Here is a 21130-nt window from a genome sequence, read left to right as displayed (position 1 = left end):
GTTTAGAAATTAAGTTTTACGCTAAATCCGATGTTACGTGTAGTAGGCTGCATGAAGTAGTCATAACTCTGATAGTAGTTGGACTGCGTTGAGCCGGTTGCTTCCGGGTCGAACGGCGCTTTGCAATAAATCATCCAGAGGTTCTTTCCTACCAGCCCGAGGGTCATTCTTAGTTTGTCGCGGAACCATTGCTTTGGCAATGTGTAGCTCAGGCTCATTTCTGCCAAACGTACGTTGGTGGCACTGTAGGTATAATAAGCAGCATATCCTTTCACGGCGTCATAGTACTTTTCCGTATCCACAAGGCCATGATTGACAGGCACGCCGCCCGCATCGCGGTAGTCGGCAGTTATCTGGGACACTCCGTACTGGTCGAGCACACTCTGCGTACCGGACAGTGCGATACCACCGAAGCGGGCAGTAAGAGTTACGCCCAGGTTGACGCCTTTGTAGGAGAAGTTATTACTCCAGCCCATGTTTGCTTTCGGCAGGATAGAACCCAGCTTGAATTCATCTACCGATTCGATTTCAATCTTTCCTTCCTGTGAAACGAAGATGTGGCCGTTACCGTCTCTCTTGATACGGTGGGTAGCATAGACGTCACCGATAGAACCGCCTTTGTATAATTTTACGCGTGCATCGAGGTTACCTAGCTGTCCCATGTCGTAGCTATCTTTGGTAATCGGCTCTCCGGTCATCGGGTTTACCGAACCTTCGGTCAGTTTTTCGATTTTGTTTTTGTTCCAGGAGAGAGTCAGGTTACTGTCCCATGCGAAACCGTTCCATTTGTCGCTGTATCCTAATGCCATTTCTATACCTTCGTTGCGGACATTACCGCTCTGGATATACGCTTTGGAGTATCCGGACGAGATGGAAAGGTCGGCGGTGAAAGTCTGGTTGATGGTGTTCGATTTATAATAAGTCAAATCGAAAGAAAGACGGTTGTTCAACCATTTTGAGTTCAGACCGAATTCCCATGAACGGGTCTTTTCCGGTTTCAGGTTACGCATCGGATAAATAGAGGTAGAAGACCATTTGCCGGAAGCGACATTGAATTCATACGTCGGGCGTGTGATGAAACGCTCGAAAGAAGTTCCTACTTCCGTATATGAACCGCGTACTTTCAGGAATGAAATCCATTCGGGCAGTTTGACCATGCTGGAAATGACGCCGGACAAACCTACGGACGGATAGAAGAAAGAAGACGCTTCGGAGAAGGCAAGCTGCGATTCCCAGTCGTTACGTCCGGTAGCGGTCAGGTACAGCATGCTCTTGTAGCCGATTTCCGCGTTGATGAAAACACCTTGCGACTGCTGGATATATCCCGACTGGATTCTTCTGTACTTGGCAGATGTATCAATGTTGTGCACGGCAAAGAAGTTGTAGATACCTTCGAGGTTACCGCCATGGCCTATCTGCTCTTCCCGCTGGTCGTTGATAGAAGCACCGATATTGGCATTCACGGACCACATATTTTCTTTGAATGACTTGGAGATGTTCAGCATGATATCACCGTAGAAACTGCTGTACGCTTTGCGGTTGTCGGAGTAGAAACCGTAATCGCTGGCAAACTGCTCGATAGTAGAGGCATTGCGCTTATCAGTAGAACGCACGTCTGTCTTGTCATATTTCAGACGGCCGGTGATGTCGATTCCGTCGATAATGTTCCATTTCAACGAGGCGTTGGTCATGAAACGTTTCTTCTTGTTCTCACGGACAATGCGGTTCATCGTCCAGTAAGGATTCTGCAATTCCATACTTTGCGTTTCGTAGGGCCAGTACTGTTCGTAAATGCCCAAACCTTCATTGTAGCGTTCGTACATACGGATGGCGTCGAAGTTTTCTCCGCGCGGGAACAGGTATAAAGCAGTGAGCGGATTGAAATAACGTCCCTGTGCGGTCATGTTCCTGTCATTCTGGAAAATCAGGTTGGCACCGAAGTCCAGAATCAGTTTGTCGTTCAGTAAACTGGCGGTGTTACGTCCCGATACATTGTAACGCTCGTATTTATTGTTGGGCAGGATACCGTTCGAGTTAGTGGCCGAAACGGAAACATACGTCTGGTTCTTGGACGTACCGGTAGAAAGTGATACCGAATTAATGGTATTTACACCTGTACGGAAAAACTTTTCAGGGTCATAGCTGCTGTTCACGAGGTCACCCCAACTGGCGAATACTCCGTCTTTATTTCCATATCTGCTTTGCATTTTGGGCAACATGGTGGGAGTGGAGAAAGTGGTACTGCTCGATACGCTGACATTCGTTTTGTCTTTTGTTCCTTTTTTAGTGTTGATAAGCACCACGCCGGAAGCGGCGGCATTACCGTAAAGTGCGGCTGCAGCGGGACCTGTCAGCATATTGATAGACTCAATATCTTCCGGGTTGATATCCGCAACGGCGTCGCTACCCGGCTGGTCGGCTGTGATACCGGTATCGCTTCCTTCGTTCGCAACGTTGAACATCGGGATACCGTCAATAACGTAAAGGGCATTGTTGGACTTGGTGATTGATTTCACACCACGCATTACCACACGGGCGGCGGAACCTGCTCCGGACGCCGAAGAGTTGATGGTCACACCTGCTACTTTACCGTTCAGCGAGTTCATAAAGTTCGCGTCCTTTACGGTAGTGATGTCGTCAGAGCTTAACTGTTGCACGTTGTAACTCAACGCTTTCTCCGAGCGCTTGATACCCAGGGCGGTTACTACCACCTGTTCCAGTTCGGTAGCTTCTTCGGACAGGACGATGTTCAGCCTCGTCTGACCGTTGAAAACAATGTTCTGTGTCTGGTAACCGATATAGGAAACAGTCAATACGTCACCGATGTGCAGATTATCCAAACGGAAATCACCGTCGATGGAAGTAATCGTTCCCTGTCCGTTCTTGGTGGATATGGAAGCTCCGATAACCGGACCGGATGAATCATTTATTACACCCGAAACGGCGTAAGTTTTCTGTTGTTCCGTTCCCGCTTTTTTGAGAAACAAGACAATCCGTTTGTCTGTAATCCGGTAATCAATGGAAGTGTTTTTCAATAACGAATTTACGATTTGGTTGATGTCATTGGATGTCATCTTTATTGACGTCTTCTGATTGGTGTTGATGTCATTGTTGTAAAAGAAAGAGTATCCACTTTGTTTCTCAATGCTTTCGATTACTTTGGCAATGGAAGTATTTGTGAAATCTAGTTTGACATCTCGCTTCGCGGTCTGTGCGAAAGCAAAACAGGGAATCATTAAAAGTAATATTGCCATAAAGAGGCTTTTTTTGAGCTCTTGTGTGGAAGTGTGGCAACATTTTTGATAAGAAATTTGGTACTTTCTTAAGTTTGTCATACTTTTATAAATTAGAAATTAAGGATTATGGCGATGTGTATCGTCATGATTTTTGCAAAGTCTCTAGGGCGAGAAAATACTGGTACTATTTTCTCGCTTTTTCTGTGTTTTTTACAGTACTATGTCATAGGCTACTTGTTTTTTTAGTTTTACAATCTGAATCATTTTAGTATTATATTTTTCCCTTTCCGTTCGTATTTGAACGAGGTGCTTATCTGCATGGTCTTTAAAATTGACTCGAGCGACTCATTGGTGTAGAACTCTCCAGTAAAGGATTTTCCTATCAATTCGTCATTCATGATAATGATTTTCACATTAAACAGTTGTTCCAGGCGTTGGCAGATGTCGAGCAAAGGAGTGTCTGACAAAACCCATATGTTCTGTGTCCATCGTATCTCACGGCCGGCATTGTTCAATTCTGTAAGCAGCATATTGCCGCTGTTTACATCGTACTTCAATTGCTGGCTGGGCTTCATCAACATCTGTTTCTTTTCATTGCTTACCTCGATAGAGCCTTCCAGCAGGGTCGCCGTAATCTGCGGAGCTTGCGAACTGGCATTTACAGTGAACTTTGTTCCCAATACTCTGATTTTTAATTCCCCGGCGCGTACTATAAACGGATGCTTCTTATTATGTTTTACATCAAAATAGGCTTCTCCTTCCAAAAAGACTTCCCTCAAATCGCCCGAAAAACGTTCCGGGTATATCAGTTTGGAGTGATTGTTCAATTGAATCATTGTTCCGTCGGGCAATGGCACTGTCTGTACAATCCCACTGTTGTTGGTCTTGATGATGAATGAAGGGTCTGTATCCAACATCATATACAACCACCCGCTCATGGCAATCAACAGGGCCACCGTAGCTGCTGCGAGCCATATCCGGTACTGATTGCTGCGTCGGCGGAAAATGTCAATAGAGTTGTTGTCGGTTTGGATTCGTGTCATCAGTCGGGAGAAAGACTTTTCTGCCGAGTGTTCTTTGCTCGGACCCGGAGAATGCAGTTCGATGCCGGCAATCAACTTGTCCATTTCACTTGTTTTTTCTTTTTCAATGCGCATTTTTTCTTGTTTTCTAAAGCTTTATACTATATAGAAAACTCAAGGGGCAAAACTACTAAAAGGAAAATGCACTTTTTTTTAAATTTTTTCCAGAAATGGCTTTATCGACTCTTTTATTTTGGCTTTGGCAAGCAAAAGCTGGCGTTCTACGGTACAAAGTTTCACGTTCAAAGCCTCTGCAATGTCGCGGTGATTCATTTCGTCTTCTTTTGCCATGCGGAAGATGATGCGGCAGCGTTCGGGCAAGGAAGAGATGGCTTGTTTCACCGCATGGTGAAGTTCGTTGTAGGATAATTCATCCAAAGGGTTCTGGGTAGTGATGCTTATTTGCAGTTCGCTCTCGGAGATATCGTCCCTTTTGGAGATGTATCCGCTTTTCAGTACGTTGAGGCATCCGTTGCGTACTGCCTGGTAGATATACGGGTGAAAATTGGGGATGGCGGTGAGCATGCTCCTGTCTTTCCATAGAACAAAAAATACGTCTCCTATGACGTCCTCGCAGGCAGCTTCCGAATGAAGGAACAGCATGGCGAAATTGAATAGGCGGTCGTAATAATGCATATACAACGTACGAAAAGCTTTCGAATCCCCTTCGGATACTAGCTTTAGTATCTCCTGTTCATTGCTTATACGTTGTTTATTACTCATAGGCTTTTTTCTGGTAAAAGATTGTGGTTTAGCATACAAAGAAACAGACTTTATTTTATTTTTCCTAACGTTTTGATGAATGGGATTTGTTTTTTCTTTGTCATTAGGAAAACTTTATGTTGATTTTTGGAAGTGTTATAGTGATTATTGAGCATAAATTTAGCGTGTGACTGCGTACTTTTGTGTTCTGAATCCAATAAAAAATAATCATTATGCTAATGCCAAGAAAAATTCTATTTTCTCTTTTTTTGTTGATAGGGGTCAAGCAATCATCCGGCTTTTTTTACGATTGCTTGATTTGTTTCAGATAATCCGAGGGAGAGACGCCAAACTCATCTTTGAAACATTGGCGGAAATATCCTGAACTGTTCATTCCTACTTTATAAGCAATCTCGGAAATGTTGTATTTCCCTTCAAGCAGCAGGCGTTCTGCATTCTCCATCTTCACCTTCCGAATGTATTCATTGGTAGAAAGTCCGGTCAACGCTTTCATCTTCCGGTAAAGGGTGGAACCGCTCATGCACATCTTGTCTGAAAGGTAAGTGATGTCAATCTTTTCCGAGGAAAGGTTCTCTTCGATTAATTGCGTAATCTTTCCGATAAATTCATTATCAAGTTTACTCATCGCTTCGGTAATCATCGTGCGTTTCTCGTTTAAGTCCGTATGACTGCTCGGAGTAGGCTGCGACTGGAATTGTGCGACGAGCTTCTTTCTTGATTCAAGCAGGTTGTTGACGCGGCTGCGCAATAAAGAAGCACTGAACGGTTTTGTCAGATAAGAATCTGCCCCTACCTCGTATCCTTCTTCTTTATCCTGTAAAGAGTCTTTAGCTGTCAGCAGGATTATAGGAATATGGCTTGTGCGTACATCATCCTTTAGCTGTCGGCACAAGGTGATACCGTCCATGACAGGCATCATAATATCGCTGACTATAATATCCGGGATACGGCTGAGAGCCTGTTGTTTCCCTTCCTCGCCATTGTTGGCTGTGATTACTTCAAAGGAATCGGAGAAAGACTCGGCAATATAATTCTGTATTTCCTCGTTATCCTCTACAATCAACAGGATCGGTTTGCCGCTGTCCATTGCCGCATCCTGTGCGTCATCCGAAGAAACATTCTGTACTTCTTCCTTTTCGGCCTGTTCCGTCGAATCGGCATGTAAGGCATTTGGATAAATATTGTCCGTCAATAGGCTGATATAGAAAGTACTTCCTTCGTTTTGTGTACTTTCAACGCGTATTTCCCCTTCATGCAGTTCCACGAGATTTCTGACCAGAGCCAGTCCGATACCTGTTCCGGACGCCTGATGCGAACCGCTTTCTTGATAGTAGCGGTCGAAGATATGCGGCAAAGCTTCGGCTGAGATGCCGTATCCGGTATCGCTGACTTTAATCTCCGTATAAGCCACTTCGTTGCGTATCGTTTGAGACAGACTTAGAGTGATGCGTCCCTGCTCCGTATATTTGATGGCATTGGAAATAAGATTATCCAGAATAATGGTAACGATTTCCTTGTCAAAGAAAAGAAGCATCTCCTCTTTCTCTATCTGAATCCGGAAGTCAATCTTTGTTTTCTGGTTGAGTTCCTTGTATTTAAGCCCTGTTTCGTAGATAAGTGGGGCGATATTGCCTTTGCAGACACATAATTTCTTGTTCTGTGTTTCCGTCTTGCGGAACTCCAATATCTGATTAATCAGATTGAGCAACCGGAGCGCGCTCTGATGAATGACGGACAACTTTTGTGCCTGTCTTGCCGGAAGGGACTGGTCTTTCTGCATATCTTCCAGAGGACCGAGAATTAGCGTCAGCGGTGTGCGCAGCTCATGGGTGATATTCGTGTAGAAACGCAGGCGTTCCTGGTTCAATTCCTGTTCTTGCTCGTGGTTCTTTTTCTCCAGTGTATAAAGGCTTTCCAAATCCAGCTTCTTCTTATAAGCGTGCAGGATAAGGTAGATGATGCTGATAGATACCAGTATATAAACCAATTTTGCCCACCACGTCAGCCAAAGAGGGGGATTAATCCGGATGGTGAGCGAAGTCGCTTCGTCCGGCCATTCCTGATTATGCACCCGCGCCTTGATAAGGAACTCATATTTCCCCGGCGGGATATTCCGGAAAGTGACGCTGTTGTTCTCATTCACCGTGTACCACGAGTTTTCGAGCCCTTTCAGCATATAGGCATACTCCATTTGGTTGACAAGGGAGTAGTTCTGTACATTGAATGTCAGGCTGAATGTATTCCGGGCATGGGTCAGTTCCACTTCTTTTCCTTCCAATAGGGAGACAAAGGTGTCATTGTTCTCCTGATTGTCCAGCCGCTCGAATATTTTCATTTCCGTGATGATAGCCGGCGGCGTTTTAAGTTCGCTCATCGTGATGTTGGGAGTGAAGCAGCACACGCCGTTGATAGAGCCGAAGTAGATGGAACCGTCCATATTCCTTGCTACACTGGCACTCGTGAAGTTTCCGGCAGGCACATCGTCCGAGTGACCGTAGTAATAGAAACAATCTTTCTTCGTCACATAGCAGCCGATACCTTTGTTGCTGCTGAACCAGATATTTCCTGCCTGGTCTTCGGTGATGGCTTGGATGCACGTATTGACGAGCCCGTCTTTACGCTGGTAAGTCTTGTAATCCGAATCGCTTGCAGGGTTGAAACATACTAATCCGTCTCCGGTAGCTATCCACATTCTTTTTTGTTTGTCCCGATAGATATGATTGATAGTGTTGGAGCAGAAGCCCTCTCTTTGGATATACTTCTTGACCAAGTGGAAATCCGGTGAATAAACCCCCATTCCATCGCCGAATGTACCAATCCAAAAACGTCCTTTGTCATCCTGTGCGATGCTTCGGATGAAGTTGCCGTGCAGTTCGCTGTTGCCGGTGTGGTAATGTTGAATGACTTCCATATTGTCGGGATTGTAGACGAATATCCCTTCACTGCATCCTATCCAGATACGGTGCTGGTTGTCTTCGTAAAAGGCACGGACATCCAGATTCGATTTACCCATCGGGGAGATTGAACGGAATGTCTTTGTCCGGGTGTTATAGTAGCTGATACTTCCTTGAAAAGCACCGAACCATAGATTGTCCCTGGAATCACGGAAAGCGCTCAGCACAGAGTTTGCCTGTAAATCTCCCGTCTCTTTCTTATAAATGGCAATCCGTCTGTTATTCTCAAAAACATTGATTCCGCCGCCGTCCGTACCTACCCACAGACGCCCCTGCCTGTCGGTGCAGATACTGCTTACCACCTTATTGTTCAGACTGTTCTCATTGTCGGGGATAGGAGAATAATCAATAGTCGTGAATAAAGGGGGCTCACTGCTGATAAAGTTGATACCGCCGCCCCATGTCCCAATCCAAATGTTATTGAAAGAGTCCTGATAGATATACCGCACACTGGCATTGGAAAGGCTGCGGTTATCGTCTCCTTCCCGTAGAAATTCGAAAGTAATCTGTTTGGGTGAAAGGAACTGGCTCTGTTTCAGGTCGAGTATGGCAATGCCGTTCAATTCGGAAGCAATCCATAGTCTGTTGTCATTCAGCTGCTTGATAGAGAAGATGCGGCTGGAGAGTGTGCCATATTTGTCGTTCGGGTTCTGCCGGAAAGTTACGAAGTTTTGGGTAGCGGTATTATAGAGCGCCAAACCTCTGTCCGTCCCGAGCCATATATTCCCGTTGCTGTCTTTTAATATCGTCCGTACATCATTCCCCGGCAGGCTGTTGGGATTGTCCGGTTCATTTTTGAAGTTCCTTACACTCTTGTCTTTCAAGGAAAGTATGCTGAAACCGCCGTTCACATGTCCGATATAAAGATTGCCGTCTCCACCGTCCAATACAGTCCATGTCTGTTCGCAGTCCAATGCCGGAACGGTTGTCTTGTTGTAATGCGTGAACTGTCCGGTGGTAATATCAAGATAATCTATGCCCCGATAATAAGTGCTTATCCATAATCCGTCCGTACCTTCTGCGGAAGCGGCAATATCCGTGACATCGTTTGTTATCAGGCTATGCGGATTCTGCGGGTCATGCTGATAAGCGGTAAATGTCTGCGAATGATAATTGTAGGCATTTAACCCGTCACGTTGCGTAGCAATCCATACAATGGGACGTTCCGGGTCGGCATATATCCGGTTAAGTTCATTCCCGGTGATACTTTGGGAATTCTTGGACGGGTCGTTCTTATAAAAGGTGATAAAGCGGGTACCGTCAAACTTATTGAGCCCTTCTTCCGTGGCAAACCACAGGAATCCTTGCTTGTCCTGCGCGATACTGACTACATAATTATTAGAAAGTCCTTGCTCAATACCCAACCGTTTCACAGAATAAGGTTGCGCTATCAGCCGGGAGACTGATAATAAAGACAGGAAAAGAAATAAAGTGCCAAACGCAATGTGTTTTCTCATAACTCGTGCCTATTCGTTTCATTTACAGGCTCAAAAATAGGAATAAATATTTTATTTAGCGTATGTAAATCGTGCATTGCATGATTTGTGATGCTTCTCTGCATGATTTTTATCTCTCCTATGTGCCTTATTCACTTATATTTGCATTGTGAAAGCGGAAAAAGTACCTCAGCTTTCACAGCGAACCTAGAAGTTTTAATCATTAAATACTATTATTATGAAGGCAAGATTTTTGCATGGCGCAGCGTTATGGACTTTTCTTTTTGCTGCAACGTTGACTACCGGATGTAGCGACGATAATGACTACAAAGATGTAGACGGGCAGAGCCCGACTCTCGAACTGGCTTCCGAACATATTCACAGTAATCCGGGGCATGAAGCTTGGTTGGTGGCTACTATTACCGATGCCGATGGAATTCGTTTTATCAGACTTTGTAATGCGGACTTATACTTGGATAAAACGATTGATTTACTTGAAATTTACGGTGAACCGTTAACAACTTATGAGTTGGAATATGCCATTACTCTTTCCGAGAAGCTTCCACGAATGACTGATTACCCCATCGTTGTTACGGTAACAGATGTAGGAGGACGTACGGTTGAGCATACTGTCATCGTTTCAACAGACAATGATTCGACTAAGCCTAGCATCAATTTTGTGCCGACAGGGGAAGTCACGGCTGTTAGTGCCGAAGATGGAACTATTCCTTTCCACTTTATAGTAGAAGATGAACAAGCAATTGATTATGTAGAAGTAAGTGTTCCGGCGTTAGATCTCTCAGAAAGATTTGAAGGGGAGGGGAAAAAAAGAATAGATGGTTTTGTAGGGTTGGCAGTTAAATCCGGCGTTACTTACGAAATTAGTCTGAAGGTTGTTGATACATTTGCCAACGAAACAACTACTACTACTTCTTATAAGGTTAATATCGTTTCAGAGATGCCGGACTTTCAGAAGATGTATCTGAGTGATGTGGAAGATCTCAGCCAACTGACTTCTGATGTATTTGGTGTTCCGATGCGCATTGAACGTACGGGGGCGTATACTTATAAAGCAAATTACTATTCGGAGAAAGTTGGAACGGAGATTTATTTCATTCCTCAGAAAACAGATCTTTATCCGATTCGTTTTGGAAAGGATCCGGGCAATCTCGATAAGTTGACATCAGATCCTAGTCTTGCTGAACCAATTATTCTCGATCAAGCTCATGTTTATTATGAATTTACGTTCAATATACAGGATGGTTCGTACACTATGAGAACTTATTCGATTGATGAGGCCATTGATCCTATACCACTTGTTTATGGTTCAGAAACTTTTGATGTATGGGGGGATGGTGCTTGGATAACGGAGTTTCGTTTTGGTTATATGACAGGTAGTCCTACTGATATTCAACGCTTCACTCAAGATAACTTAAATCCTCATTTATTTTATCTCGAATCGTTACAACTTAATGCAAATCAGCGGATGAATTTTGCCATTCATAATTGGCATAATAATGGATGGTGGGACTATTGTTCATGGTACGTTGATATATCTAATGGTGGTAGTGCCAATGATCCTGAAATTTTCGGATACTACGGGAATGCTAAAAATGCGGAATGGACTAAGCCTAATTTAGCTAATGAAAATAGATCTTGGGCAACTCCTACAGTAAGAACCGCAGGAAACTATAAACTAGTATTTGACGCTCATCTTGAAAGAGCTAAATTGATCCCTGCTAAATAATAAGTAACATTAAATTTAATATGAAAAAGCAGATTTTATTATTGTGTCTTGCGTTGCTCAGCTTATGTGGCTATGCACAGACCACCACTGTAAAAGGCGTAGTGACTTCGGCTGCGGATAAAGAGCCGATGATTGGTCTTACTGTCTTAGTGAAAGGAACAACGAATGGCGCTGTTACCGACTTGGATGGTAACTATACACTAAACAATGTTGCTAAAGATGCAACGATTGTATTTTCTATGATTGGCTATAAAACACAGGAATTTAAGGTCAATGGACGTGCTGTGATTAATGTAATAATGGAAGATGACACACAGGCTTTGGACGAAGTGGTAGTCATTGGTTACGGAGCCGTGAAGAAAAGCGACTTGACCAGTTCTATCTCTGCTATCAAAGGCGATGAGTTGAAGAAACTGAGTAGTGGCAACGCAATGAATGCTTTGCAGGGAAAGATTAATGGTGTGCAGATTACCGGTGGCGGTAGTCCGGGGTCTACTCCTCGTGTCATCATTCGCGGTGTATCTACGGTCAATGGCTCCGACCCGTTGTATGTAGTGGATGGTATGCCGGTAGGTACAAATATTAATTTCCTCGACCAAAATGATATTGAATCAATGCAAGTTCTGAAAGATGCTTCTGCATCTGCTATTTATGGAACACGTGGTTCAAATGGCGTTGTCCTTATTACTACAAGAAAAGGTAAAAAAGGAACTACTCAATTTGGCTTTTCTGCTTCAGCCGGTTTTCAGACATTGAAGAAGCCGAAAATGGCAAAAGCTTCGGAGTATGAATATGTATATAATGCGCGTTATGTCAATGATAATGCTGTGCCTCGATATAAAGGCATAGAAAATATAACAGATGCTCAAGGCACCGATTGGTGGGACGAAAGTATGCAAAAGACAGCGCTAATTCATAATTATAACTTTAACTTTTCCGGTGGTACGGACAAACTTTTGTATTCTGCCAACATCGGCTACTTCGGACAAGACTCACAATACACTGTGGGGAAATGGCAAAAGCTGACTGCACGCTTTAGCATGGAGTATACTTTTAATAGTATCGTAAAAGCCGGCATAGACTTTACGCCGAAATATGAAAATTGGATGGATACTCCTAACATATTGGGCAACGTCATGGCGATGGATCCTACAACTCCCGTTATGCGTCCGGAGAGTGAATGGACTACAAATAAATACGATAACTACGCGCGCTCTAATAATAGTGAAGTGTGGAATCCTGTGGCACAATTGGCCCGCATGGATAAACACAGCGATGAGTATGGATTGTTGGCCAATCCGTATGTGAGCATTGAGCCTGTGAAAGGATTGGTGATCCGCTCACAATTTGGCGTGAATGCCCGTTTCCGTCTTTCGGATGAATATACTCCTGATTTCAATCTTGATAAACTAGAGAAGTCAGACTATAGTAAAGCATATCGTAAAACTGACAATTGGGTGGATTGGAACTGGACAAATACCGTAAATTGGATAAAATCTTTCAACCGGAAGCATAATTTCAATGTAATGGCTGGTTATACCATGGAACGTTTTCAGGAATATTGGCTGGAAGGATCGCGTGAGCGTACCCCGATCAATGAAGAGACTTTGCGTTACGTTTCTGCAGGTACGCAGAACCCCCAAACGGCCGGTGTCAATGCTTATTCATCCTTGATCTCTTATTTGGGACGTGTGATGTACAACTATAATGACCGGTATTATCTGACAGCTTCTATTCGTGTGGATGGTTCTTCCAAGTTCATGAAAGATAATCAATATGCTACATTCCCAGCTCTATCTGCCGCTTGGCGCGTTTCCGAAGAACCGTTTATGAAGAAACAACATGTCTTCGATAATCTGAAAATTCATGCAGGATGGGGACGTGTAGGCAATCAAAACATCGATAACTCCGCTTATGAATCGACTATCGGCTCTGCCGATTATGTATTCGGAGGTAATCGGGAGATAGGTACGGCAGTGAGTTCTATTGGTAACACCCTGCTCAGGTGGGAGACGGTAGAAGACTATAATGTAGGTATTGACATGTCTTTCCTGAAAAATCGTTTATCGGTAACGGCAGAATGGTTTCGCAAAGAATCACATGATATGTTGCTGAAGAAAGATAATATTCTGGTTCTGGGATTTCCGATGTGGAACGGTCAGATGTGGGAAAATGTAGGTAAGATGAGAGCAACCGGTTGGGAGCTTTCCGTTAATTGGGAAGACCGTAAGGGAGATTTTGATTATGGGATAGGTGTGAATCTTTCTTCTGTTAAAAATAAGGCTGTCACCTTATTAGGTTCTACTCCGATCAATGCAGGAAGTTTCAACGGAGATTATATCATACGCAATGAAGAAGGGGGTGAGATCAGCCGTTTCTATGGATTTGTTGCTGACGGACTTTTCCAAAATCAGACAGAGGTTAATGCGCATACAAACGAACACGGCACGGTAATTCAACCGGATGCGCAACCGGGGGATATACGCTTTAGGGATTTGAACCATGACGGGAAATTGGATGATAATGATAAGACTTTTATCGGAAAAGCATTTCCGGATTTGATGGTGGGCATCAACGCCCGCTTGTCATGGAAGGATATTGATTTCTCTGCCAATTTCTATGGAACAATCGGCAATGATGTATATAACACCACGAAAGGGCGTTATTCCGGCGTAGGAGGTGAAAACGTATATGAAGGTACTTACAATGCTTCTTGGCATGGCGAAGGAACAAGCAATAATTTGCCTCGCTTGTCATACAATGACGCCAACCAGAACTGGAAACGTGTTTCTTCTTTCTTTGTGGAAGATGGTTCTTACTTGCGTTGCAAACAATTGCAGATCGGATATACATTGCCGAAGAAGTGGACAAAGAAAATCTCACTGCGTCTTTCTTTCTCAGCACAGAATCCGTTTACTATCACGGGATATTCCGGAATGGATCCGGAAGCGGCAGCGCTGGGAACAGAGGGAAAGGTGACAGAATCGGGTATTGACTGGGCAGGATATCCCAATCCGCGTACTTACCTTTTTGGCATTAACATGAATTTCTAATGATATTAACGAAGAGAAGAATATGAAACAATATATTTTAGGCTTAGCCATAGCTTCATGCACATTGTCCTTCACCGGATGTTCCGATTTCCTGGATACACCCGTACTCGGACAACAGGACTTGGACGGATATTTCGTTAACGAAGATGAGTGCAAGCAGCAGATTACAGGATGTTATCAGACAGTCTTTTACGATGACTGGTGGCAGGTTCAGAAGTTCTATCTGGTTGGTGATATGTGCACCGATGATATGTGGATGGGAAATACAGAGCAGGATGCAAGTGCTTATGAGGATTTGGCTTTCTATACGGGAATTGCTACTGCTGGAGGAGAATGCTGCCAGAACTTCTGGCAATATCGTTACAAAGGGATACTGCGATGCAATATTGCCATTGAAAGAATACCGGCTGTTGAATTTGCGGATGCAGCGTTGAGAGACCGTTATGTTGGCGAAGCTAAATTCTTGCGCGCATTCCAGTACTTTGATTTGGTGAAAAACTTTGGCGGAATGCCATTGGTGATGGGAATGAAGATGCCTGCAGAAATAGAAGGGATTCAGCGAGCTTCTGTTCCCGAAGTATATGCTAAGATTGAAGATGACCTGAAAGATGCTATTGAAGTATTACCATTGAAAAGTGAGTATGGCAGTGCTGACTTGGGACGTGCTACTAAGGGAGCAGCACAGGGGATGTTGGCAAAGGTTTATCTTTATCAGGAAAAGTATGAAGAGGCGGAGGACTTGTTGCAACGTGTCATTGGCAGAAACAACTACCCCTCTCAAGGTTATGAACTGCTGAAAGATTTTGGCAATGTGTGGAGCATTGCTTACAACAACAGTGAGGAATCTCTGTTTGAAGTGCAAACGAGTAGTGACATATCTTATAATTTGGGGCTTAGGATGCCGGTTGTCTGCGGTTCGCGTGATGATTCGGGTTGGGCGTGGGGGCTTCCGACAAGTGACCTCGAAAATGCGTTCAAGAATGCTGGTGATGAAATACGTCTGCAATGGACGATTATCAGAGATGGGGCAACTAGTGTCCCCGGTGATTCTTATTGGACGGCTTCCAATAAGTATACGGTGTCGACTGCCAAACATAAATCCGGGCGTGTCACTCGGAAGGTGTATATTCCCCATGCTGAACGTTCGTCATCTTATGATGCTGCTCATAATCCATTGAATTACCGGATATTGCGGTATGCTGATGTACTACTTATGTATGCGGAAGTAGAGAACGCATTGTCGAAGGACGAAGAAGCACGCTGGGCTTTAAATAAAGTAAGAAACCGTGTCAGCTTGGCTGATGTAACAGCTAGTGGAACAGAACTTCGTGATGCGATTCGGCAGGAACGTCGGTTGGAACTGGCTCTTGAGAATCAGCGTCTGTATGATATCCGCCGTTGGAAGAATGAGAGTGGCAAGGCGGTAATTTGCGACATTATGGGACCGAACGGGTCATTTGTGAAATATAACAAAGAGATGAAAGATGAGTATGAACGGAACAACCAGAAGGAAAGTAGTGATAAAGGCCGGAACTTTGATGAAAGTCGCGATCTTCTTTTCCCGATACCGACAACGGAGATTACTCAGACAAATGGCAGTATAGTACAGAACCCCGGATATAAATAATTAAATAATTATGAAATACAGAAATTTACTAATAGGACTTGCATGTCTGGCAGCATTCTCGGCATGTAAAGATGAATATACATTCGTACCTGAATATAAGGTCTCATTTGACGTTGACGAAGTGATGACATCGACCGTTGATGCCTCTAAAACTTATCAGGAGATTGACGGCTTTGGTGCTTCCGGGGCTTGGACTATGGATTACGTAGGAAAGTATTGGGATGATTCTGCCAAGGAAGACATGTCGAAACTGCTCTTTTCTCAGGAGGTAATATCAGGAGTGCCTCAAGGCATCGGATTGTCAATCTGGCGTTTCAATCTTGGTGGTGGATCTTATGAAAAGGGGAACGACAGCGGGATTACAAATTCGGTGCGCCGGGTGGAATGTTTCCTGAATGAAAGCGGAAGCTATGACTGGTCGAAATCCAGTGGGCAACAGTACTTTATGCGGCAGGCAAAAGATTACGGATGTGACCAGTTTGTATTGTTCAGTAATACCCCTCCTGTTTTTATGACTAAAAATGGCCAGGGACGTTCCGGTGCCGGAGCAAACGCTAACTTAAAGGATGATTATTATGATGACTTTGCCGATTTCTTGGCTACTACAGCCGAACATTTTCAAGGACAAGGCTATAATATATCTCATATTAGTCCTGTGAATGAGCCGGAATATAACTGGAATGGTACAGACCAGGAAGGCAGCGGATGGCAGAATAGCGAGATAGCTAAATTGGCAAAGGAGTTGGATAAGAGTCTTACGGCAAAGGGGCTGGATAATACTATGATGTTGCTTTCTGAAGCTGCCCATTGGGAGTATACTTATAATACCACTAGCAATTCACGCGGAAATGCGATTGACAGTTATTTCAATTCTGCCAATACAAATACTTATATAGGCAATCTGACACATTTGAAGAAAGAACTTTGTGCGCACAGTTATTATTCGGGAGTAACTTGGGACCAAATGTACTCTTATCGTTCACAAGCATACGAGAAGGCAAAAGAATTTGGACTGAAACTGCATCAGACAGAGTGGAGTATGCTGGAGGAATATGAAGATTGCCCGTTTGCTACGGCTAATTACATGGATTATGCGTTGGCTATGTCGAGGGTGATTCATCAAGATTTGGTAACAGCCAATGTAAGTTCGTGGTCGTATTGGACGGCTGCCAGTCAGGAGCAATATAGTCAGATGAGCCGCTTCTACCTGATCAGATTGACTCCGAAAGGAGGAGATTACGGGGATATTAAGGAAAGTGGCGAGTATTCAGCAAGTAAGAATCTGTGGGTTTTGGGGAACTATAGTTTATTTATCCGTCCCGGTTATACACGCATCGATTTAAATATTCCGGGAGCATCAAAAGACTTCTTTGGTTCTGCTTATATTTCACCGGATAAAGATAAGGTAGTGGTGGTATATACCAATATGAGCGATAAAAATATTCAAATCGAGAACACGATTGAAGGCTTAACCGATAAACAAATCGTTTCATCCAAACAGTATGTGACTTCCAATACTACAGATTTGCAATATTTGCCGGCAATGTTGCAGGGATATCTTGCTGCTAAATCTGTTTCCACTTTTATTTACGAACTTCAATAAATTTCGATTTTCAATAGGTATTAAATTTGCTACGTTACAACTGAACTATCATGAAAGGTAAAACGCTCTTAGCCGCTTTAGGCTTCTTCTCAATCGCAGGTATGGCAGGCGGATGTTCCCAGCCTGCCCCCGGTATAAGTTATCAGATAGAAACGGACAAACCCTGCCAGACGATGGCATACTTCAGCGCTTCCGATGCATGGAGTATGCAGTTTATCGGACTTTGGCCGCAGGAAAAACAAAACCAGATTGCCGACTGGCTGTTCAGCACCGAAAACGACGCGAACGGACAGCCGAAAGGTATCGGTCTCTCCCTCTGGCGTTTCAACGTCGGGGCAGGCAGTACGGAACAGGGCGAAGCCAGTCAGATTGCTTCTCCCTGGATGCGTGCCGAATGTTTCCTCAACGCCGACGGGACATATGACTGGAACAAGCAACGGGGACAGCGTAACTTCCTGAAACTGGCAAAGGAACGGGGAGTGGATAAATTCCTTGCTTTCCTGAACTCTCCCCCTGTGTATTATACGCAGAACGGGCTGGCTACCAATACCGGTCGTGGCGGCACGGCTAACTTGAAGCCGGACTGTTACGAAAAGTACGCCCGTTTTCTGGTAGACGTAGTGCAGGGAGTAGAAAAACATGACGGTATCAAGTTCAACTATATCTGTCCTTTCAACGAACCGGACGGGCATTGGAACTGGGTAGGCCCGAAACAGGAAGGCTGCCCGGCAACAAACAGGGAAGTAGCCCATACCGTCCGTCTGTTGAGTAAGGAGTTTGTAAACAGGAATATGGATACACAGATTCTTGTCAATGAGTCTTCCGACTACCGTTGTATGTTCCGCACTCACGAAACGGATTGGCAACGAGGGTATCAGATTCAGGCTTTCTTCTGCCCGGATAGTGTGGATACGTATTTGGGAGATACTCCGAATGTTCCCCGTCTGATGCTCGGGCATAGCTATTGGACAACAACTCCGTTAAGCGAATTGCGTAATATCCGTTGTCAATTGCGTGACACACTAAACAGACATGATGTTGACTTCTGGCAAACGGAGACTTGCATCATGGGTAATGACGAAGAAATCGGTGGTGGAAACGGCTATGACCATACGATGAAGACTGCGCTCTATGTAGCCCGTATCATCCATCATGACATCGTATATGCCGGAGCAAAGAGTTGGCAATGGTGGCGTGCCATCGGTGGTGACTACAAAGACGGATTGATTCGTGAATACACAACGGGCGACAACTTCCTCGATGGCAAGGTAGAAGACTCCAAACTCATGTGGGCTTTGGGAAATTATAGTCGCTTTATCCGTCCGGGAGCTGTACGGCTATCCGTCTCGGCTTTCGATAAGACAGGTGCTTTGATTCCCGATGGTGATACCGACCAGCAAGGATTGATGTGTTCTGCTTATAAGAACGTAGACGGAACGTATGTGATGGTAGTTATTAATTATGCCAATGAAGAAAAAGAGTTTTCTATTGATGAAGAAAAAGTAGGAAATGCACAGTGGCAGATTTATCGTACTTCAGATAAAGCAGGAGAAGACTTGTTTCCGGTAGGGACAGTGAAAAGTGGAAAGATTGTTCAGATTCCGGCGCGTTCTATTATAACGCTTCAAGGCAAATAATTAAAAACGGCTTTATCTTTTTATTTCTTTTTGAAAGCTGTACATTTGTGTGTCCGTCCATTACTACGAAGGTAATGGACGGACACAATGCATAAAAAAGGAGGCATTTCATGGACAATAGAGGGAATATTGTCATTTATCAGACAAAGGATGGGAAAACTACCATTGATGTGAAGTTGGAGAATGAGACGGTGTGGCTGACATTGAGTCAGATAACAGAACTTTTTGACCGTGACAAATCGGTGATATCAAGGCACATAAGTAATGTGTTTAGAGAAGGTGAGTTGGACAGAAGTTCAGTTGTTGCAAAAAATGCAACAACTGCTTCTGATGGAAAGATATACCAAGTAGAGTATTTCAATCTGGATGTAATCATCTCCGTCGGCTATCGTGTAAAGTCGCAACGTGGCACTCAATTCCGTATCTGGGCGAACAAAGTGTTAAAGGATTATCTGATTAAAGGTTACGCCATTAATCAGCAGGTCAAAGCTGCTCAACTGGAAGATTTGAAGAACACCGTGCACCTTCTTTCTAACGTTATCGAACATAAACAATTGACGTTGGATGAGGCCAATGGACTATTGCGTGTGATTACCGATTACACTTACGGTCTGGATACGCTCGATAAATATGACTATCAACAATTGGAAGTGGACTCCACCACTCCTACCTGGGAATTTCGTGCCACCTATGAAGAAGCTATGGAAGCCATTCACCTTTTGCAGGAAAAGTTCGGAAGCAGTGATTTGTTTGGAAATGAAAAGGACCAGTCATTCAAAAGTTCTATCAATACCATTTATCAGACATTCGGTGGAGAAGAACTTTATCCGAGCGTTGAAGAGAAAGCAGCGATGCTTTTCTACCTTGTCGTGAAGAATCACTCGTTTAGTGACGGTAACAAGCGTATTGCCGCTTTCTTGTTTCTTTGGTTTCTGGAGAAGAACGGTATATTATATAAATCCGACGGTTCGAAGTTAATCGGCAACAATACGCTAGTAGCACTTACGTTGATGATTGCCGAAAGCCGGACGGAAGAAAAGGACGTGATGGTGAAGGTAGTAATCAATTTGATTAATAAGAATAATTGAATTTAGATCTTATTAATTGGTGGTATAGATGTAGATAATGAGAGACACCTCGCTGCAAAGTGTCTCTCATCTATTATCAGGAATACCATTTTGCTGACGTCAGCAAAATGATCGGTAATACCTTCCTGGACACTTTTTTCATACTCTTTACTTTATCGCTGTATAGTATTTGCTTCATCCTCTTTTATCTCCGCCTTGCCATAATATCCCGGCATCGGCATGTAAATCGGATTATAATAAGTATTGATATTCTTCAACTTCTTTTCCTCTTTCAGCCGTTTGATGTGCCGTGCGGCAGTGGTGGGAGTAAAGCCGCAGAGCCTTTGGAAGTCGGAGCGGGTTAATACCGGGTTATTGCTGAAATAGTTAGCCAGCAGCTTGTCTATTTCTTCGTTCGAGCGGGAAGCCGAATGGGGTTTCAGTTTGCTTCGTTCCAGGTGTACGACGCTGACTGACCTTTTCAGTTTGGCATCTGCCTTGAAGTTGATGTTGGCTTTGAGCTTAATTTGATTGGCTTTCAGTTTGGGCGAAGTGATAGGTTCTTTACTGTTCAGTTTTATCTGAAAATAACCGATGCCGTCCAGATGGACGCTTTCTCCCTCTCGAAGCCGGTCACCCATAAAGTGGCTAAGGGAATCGAGGACAGATTTTACGTCTCCTTCGGTCAGCGAGGTGGCTATCTGGATTTCCTTTGCCAGATAGTCCGTGTCGATATGCTGGAAGTTGACTACGCGTGCGTGATAAGTCTCTTTGTTTTCCTCGTCCTTGGGATGAGGAGTCTTGTACAATTCAAATTGTATTGCCATTGTTCTCTATTTAGTTTATCGTAAATACATTGTGTTTTGTTGTTGCAAAACAAATTAGTTATCGTTGGATATTAGTTAGAGGGGATTGTGTTATATAGCTGTTGTTTGTTTGTTATCAAGCGGCTTTATATAAGTTGT

The 21130-nt window shown here is 43.9% G+C and carries 11 protein-coding genes; 6 read left to right on the top strand and 5 right to left on the bottom strand.

Features of this window, described 5'->3' with window-relative positions:
• Positions 1 to 2: 2 nt before the first annotated feature.
• From BacF7301_RS04000 to BacF7301_RS03985, 4 genes are all read right to left on the bottom strand, one after another.
• A complete protein-coding gene (locus BacF7301_RS04000; RefSeq protein ID WP_245208340.1) occupies positions 3 to 3254 on the bottom strand; it encodes a SusC/RagA family TonB-linked outer membrane protein in 3252 nt (1083 codons plus the stop codon).
• A gap of 242 nt (positions 3255 to 3496) precedes the next feature.
• The gene (locus BacF7301_RS03995; RefSeq protein WP_245208339.1) at positions 3497 to 4363 is read right to left on the bottom strand and encodes a FecR family protein; all 867 of its coding nucleotides are present in this window, start codon (positions 4361 to 4363) and stop codon (positions 3497 to 3499) included.
• A gap of 108 nt (positions 4364 to 4471) precedes the next feature.
• Positions 4472 to 5041: an RNA polymerase sigma-70 factor gene (locus tag BacF7301_RS03990; protein WP_167960433.1), complete on the bottom strand. Its 570-nt coding sequence runs from the start codon at positions 5039 to 5041 to the stop codon at positions 4472 to 4474.
• A gap of 283 nt (positions 5042 to 5324) precedes the next feature.
• Positions 5325 to 9452, bottom strand: coding sequence for a hybrid sensor histidine kinase/response regulator transcription factor (locus tag BacF7301_RS03985; RefSeq protein WP_167960431.1), 4128 nt, complete (start codon positions 9450 to 9452; stop codon positions 5325 to 5327).
• A gap of 217 nt (positions 9453 to 9669) precedes the next feature.
• Between BacF7301_RS03985 and BacF7301_RS03980 the strand changes: the two genes are divergently transcribed.
• The 6 genes from BacF7301_RS03980 to BacF7301_RS03955 all read left to right on the top strand — a co-directional run bounded on the left by BacF7301_RS03980 (position 9670) and on the right by BacF7301_RS03955 (position 20186).
• Positions 9670 to 11178, top strand: a complete 1509-nt coding sequence (locus BacF7301_RS03980) for a hypothetical protein (protein ID WP_167960429.1) — start codon at positions 9670 to 9672, stop codon at positions 11176 to 11178.
• 20 nt (positions 11179 to 11198) lie between these two features.
• Positions 11199 to 14231, top strand: coding sequence for a SusC/RagA family TonB-linked outer membrane protein (locus BacF7301_RS03975; RefSeq protein WP_167960427.1), 3033 nt, complete (start codon positions 11199 to 11201; stop codon positions 14229 to 14231).
• Positions 14232 to 14253: 22 nt separating this feature from the next.
• Entirely contained in the window at positions 14254 to 15858 is a 1605-nt protein-coding gene (locus BacF7301_RS03970) for a RagB/SusD family nutrient uptake outer membrane protein (RefSeq protein WP_167960425.1), read from the top strand.
• Between the two features lie 10 nt (positions 15859 to 15868).
• On the top strand, positions 15869 to 17461 hold the full coding sequence (locus tag BacF7301_RS03965) for a glycoside hydrolase (RefSeq protein ID WP_167960423.1): 1593 nt from the start codon (positions 15869 to 15871) through the stop codon (positions 17459 to 17461).
• A gap of 50 nt (positions 17462 to 17511) precedes the next feature.
• Entirely contained in the window at positions 17512 to 19098 is a 1587-nt protein-coding gene (locus BacF7301_RS03960; protein WP_167960421.1) for a glycoside hydrolase family 30 protein, read from the top strand.
• Between the two features lie 110 nt (positions 19099 to 19208).
• Positions 19209 to 20186: a virulence RhuM family protein/type II toxin-antitoxin system death-on-curing family toxin gene (locus BacF7301_RS03955; protein WP_167960419.1), complete on the top strand. Its 978-nt coding sequence runs from the start codon at positions 19209 to 19211 to the stop codon at positions 20184 to 20186.
• Positions 20187 to 20338: 152 nt separating this feature from the next.
• Here the strand turns inward: BacF7301_RS03955 and BacF7301_RS03950 are convergent, their stop codons facing one another.
• Positions 20339 to 20992 (bottom strand): HU family DNA-binding protein, encoded by a 654-nt coding sequence (locus BacF7301_RS03950; protein WP_167960417.1) that lies wholly within the window; start codon positions 20990 to 20992, stop codon positions 20339 to 20341.
• Between the last annotated feature and the right edge of the window lie 138 nt (positions 20993 to 21130).

Source organism: Bacteroides faecium (genome assembly GCF_012113595.1).
GTDB lineage: Bacteria > Bacteroidota > Bacteroidia > Bacteroidales > Bacteroidaceae > Bacteroides > Bacteroides faecium.
The sequence above is the reverse complement of the archived record's forward strand: the minus strand, read 5'-3'. Positions and strand labels throughout refer to the sequence as shown.

Excerpts from the sequence above, each read along its gene's own strand:
- BacF7301_RS03970 (WP_167960425.1), top strand. The coding sequence starts at position 14,254 with ATGAAACAATATATTTTAGGCTTAGCCATAGCTTCATGCACATTGTCC.
- BacF7301_RS04000 (WP_245208340.1), bottom strand. The coding sequence starts at position 3,254 with ATGGCAATATTACTTTTAATGATTCCCTGTTTTGCTTTCGCACAGACC.
- BacF7301_RS03955 (WP_167960419.1), top strand. The coding sequence starts at position 19,209 with ATGGACAATAGAGGGAATATTGTCATTTATCAGACAAAGGATGGGAAA.
- BacF7301_RS03965 (WP_167960423.1), top strand. The coding sequence starts at position 15,869 with ATGAAATACAGAAATTTACTAATAGGACTTGCATGTCTGGCAGCATTC.
- BacF7301_RS03985 (WP_167960431.1), bottom strand. The coding sequence starts at position 9,452 with ATGAGAAAACACATTGCGTTTGGCACTTTATTTCTTTTCCTGTCTTTA.
- BacF7301_RS03950 (WP_167960417.1), bottom strand. The coding sequence starts at position 20,992 with ATGGCAATACAATTTGAATTGTACAAGACTCCTCATCCCAAGGACGAG.
- BacF7301_RS03995 (WP_245208339.1), bottom strand. The coding sequence starts at position 4,363 with ATGGACAAGTTGATTGCCGGCATCGAACTGCATTCTCCGGGTCCGAGC.
- BacF7301_RS03980 (WP_167960429.1), top strand. The coding sequence starts at position 9,670 with ATGAAGGCAAGATTTTTGCATGGCGCAGCGTTATGGACTTTTCTTTTT.
- BacF7301_RS03960 (WP_167960421.1), top strand. The coding sequence starts at position 17,512 with ATGAAAGGTAAAACGCTCTTAGCCGCTTTAGGCTTCTTCTCAATCGCA.
- BacF7301_RS03975 (WP_167960427.1), top strand. The coding sequence starts at position 11,199 with ATGAAAAAGCAGATTTTATTATTGTGTCTTGCGTTGCTCAGCTTATGT.
- BacF7301_RS03990 (WP_167960433.1), bottom strand. The coding sequence starts at position 5,041 with ATGAGTAATAAACAACGTATAAGCAATGAACAGGAGATACTAAAGCTA.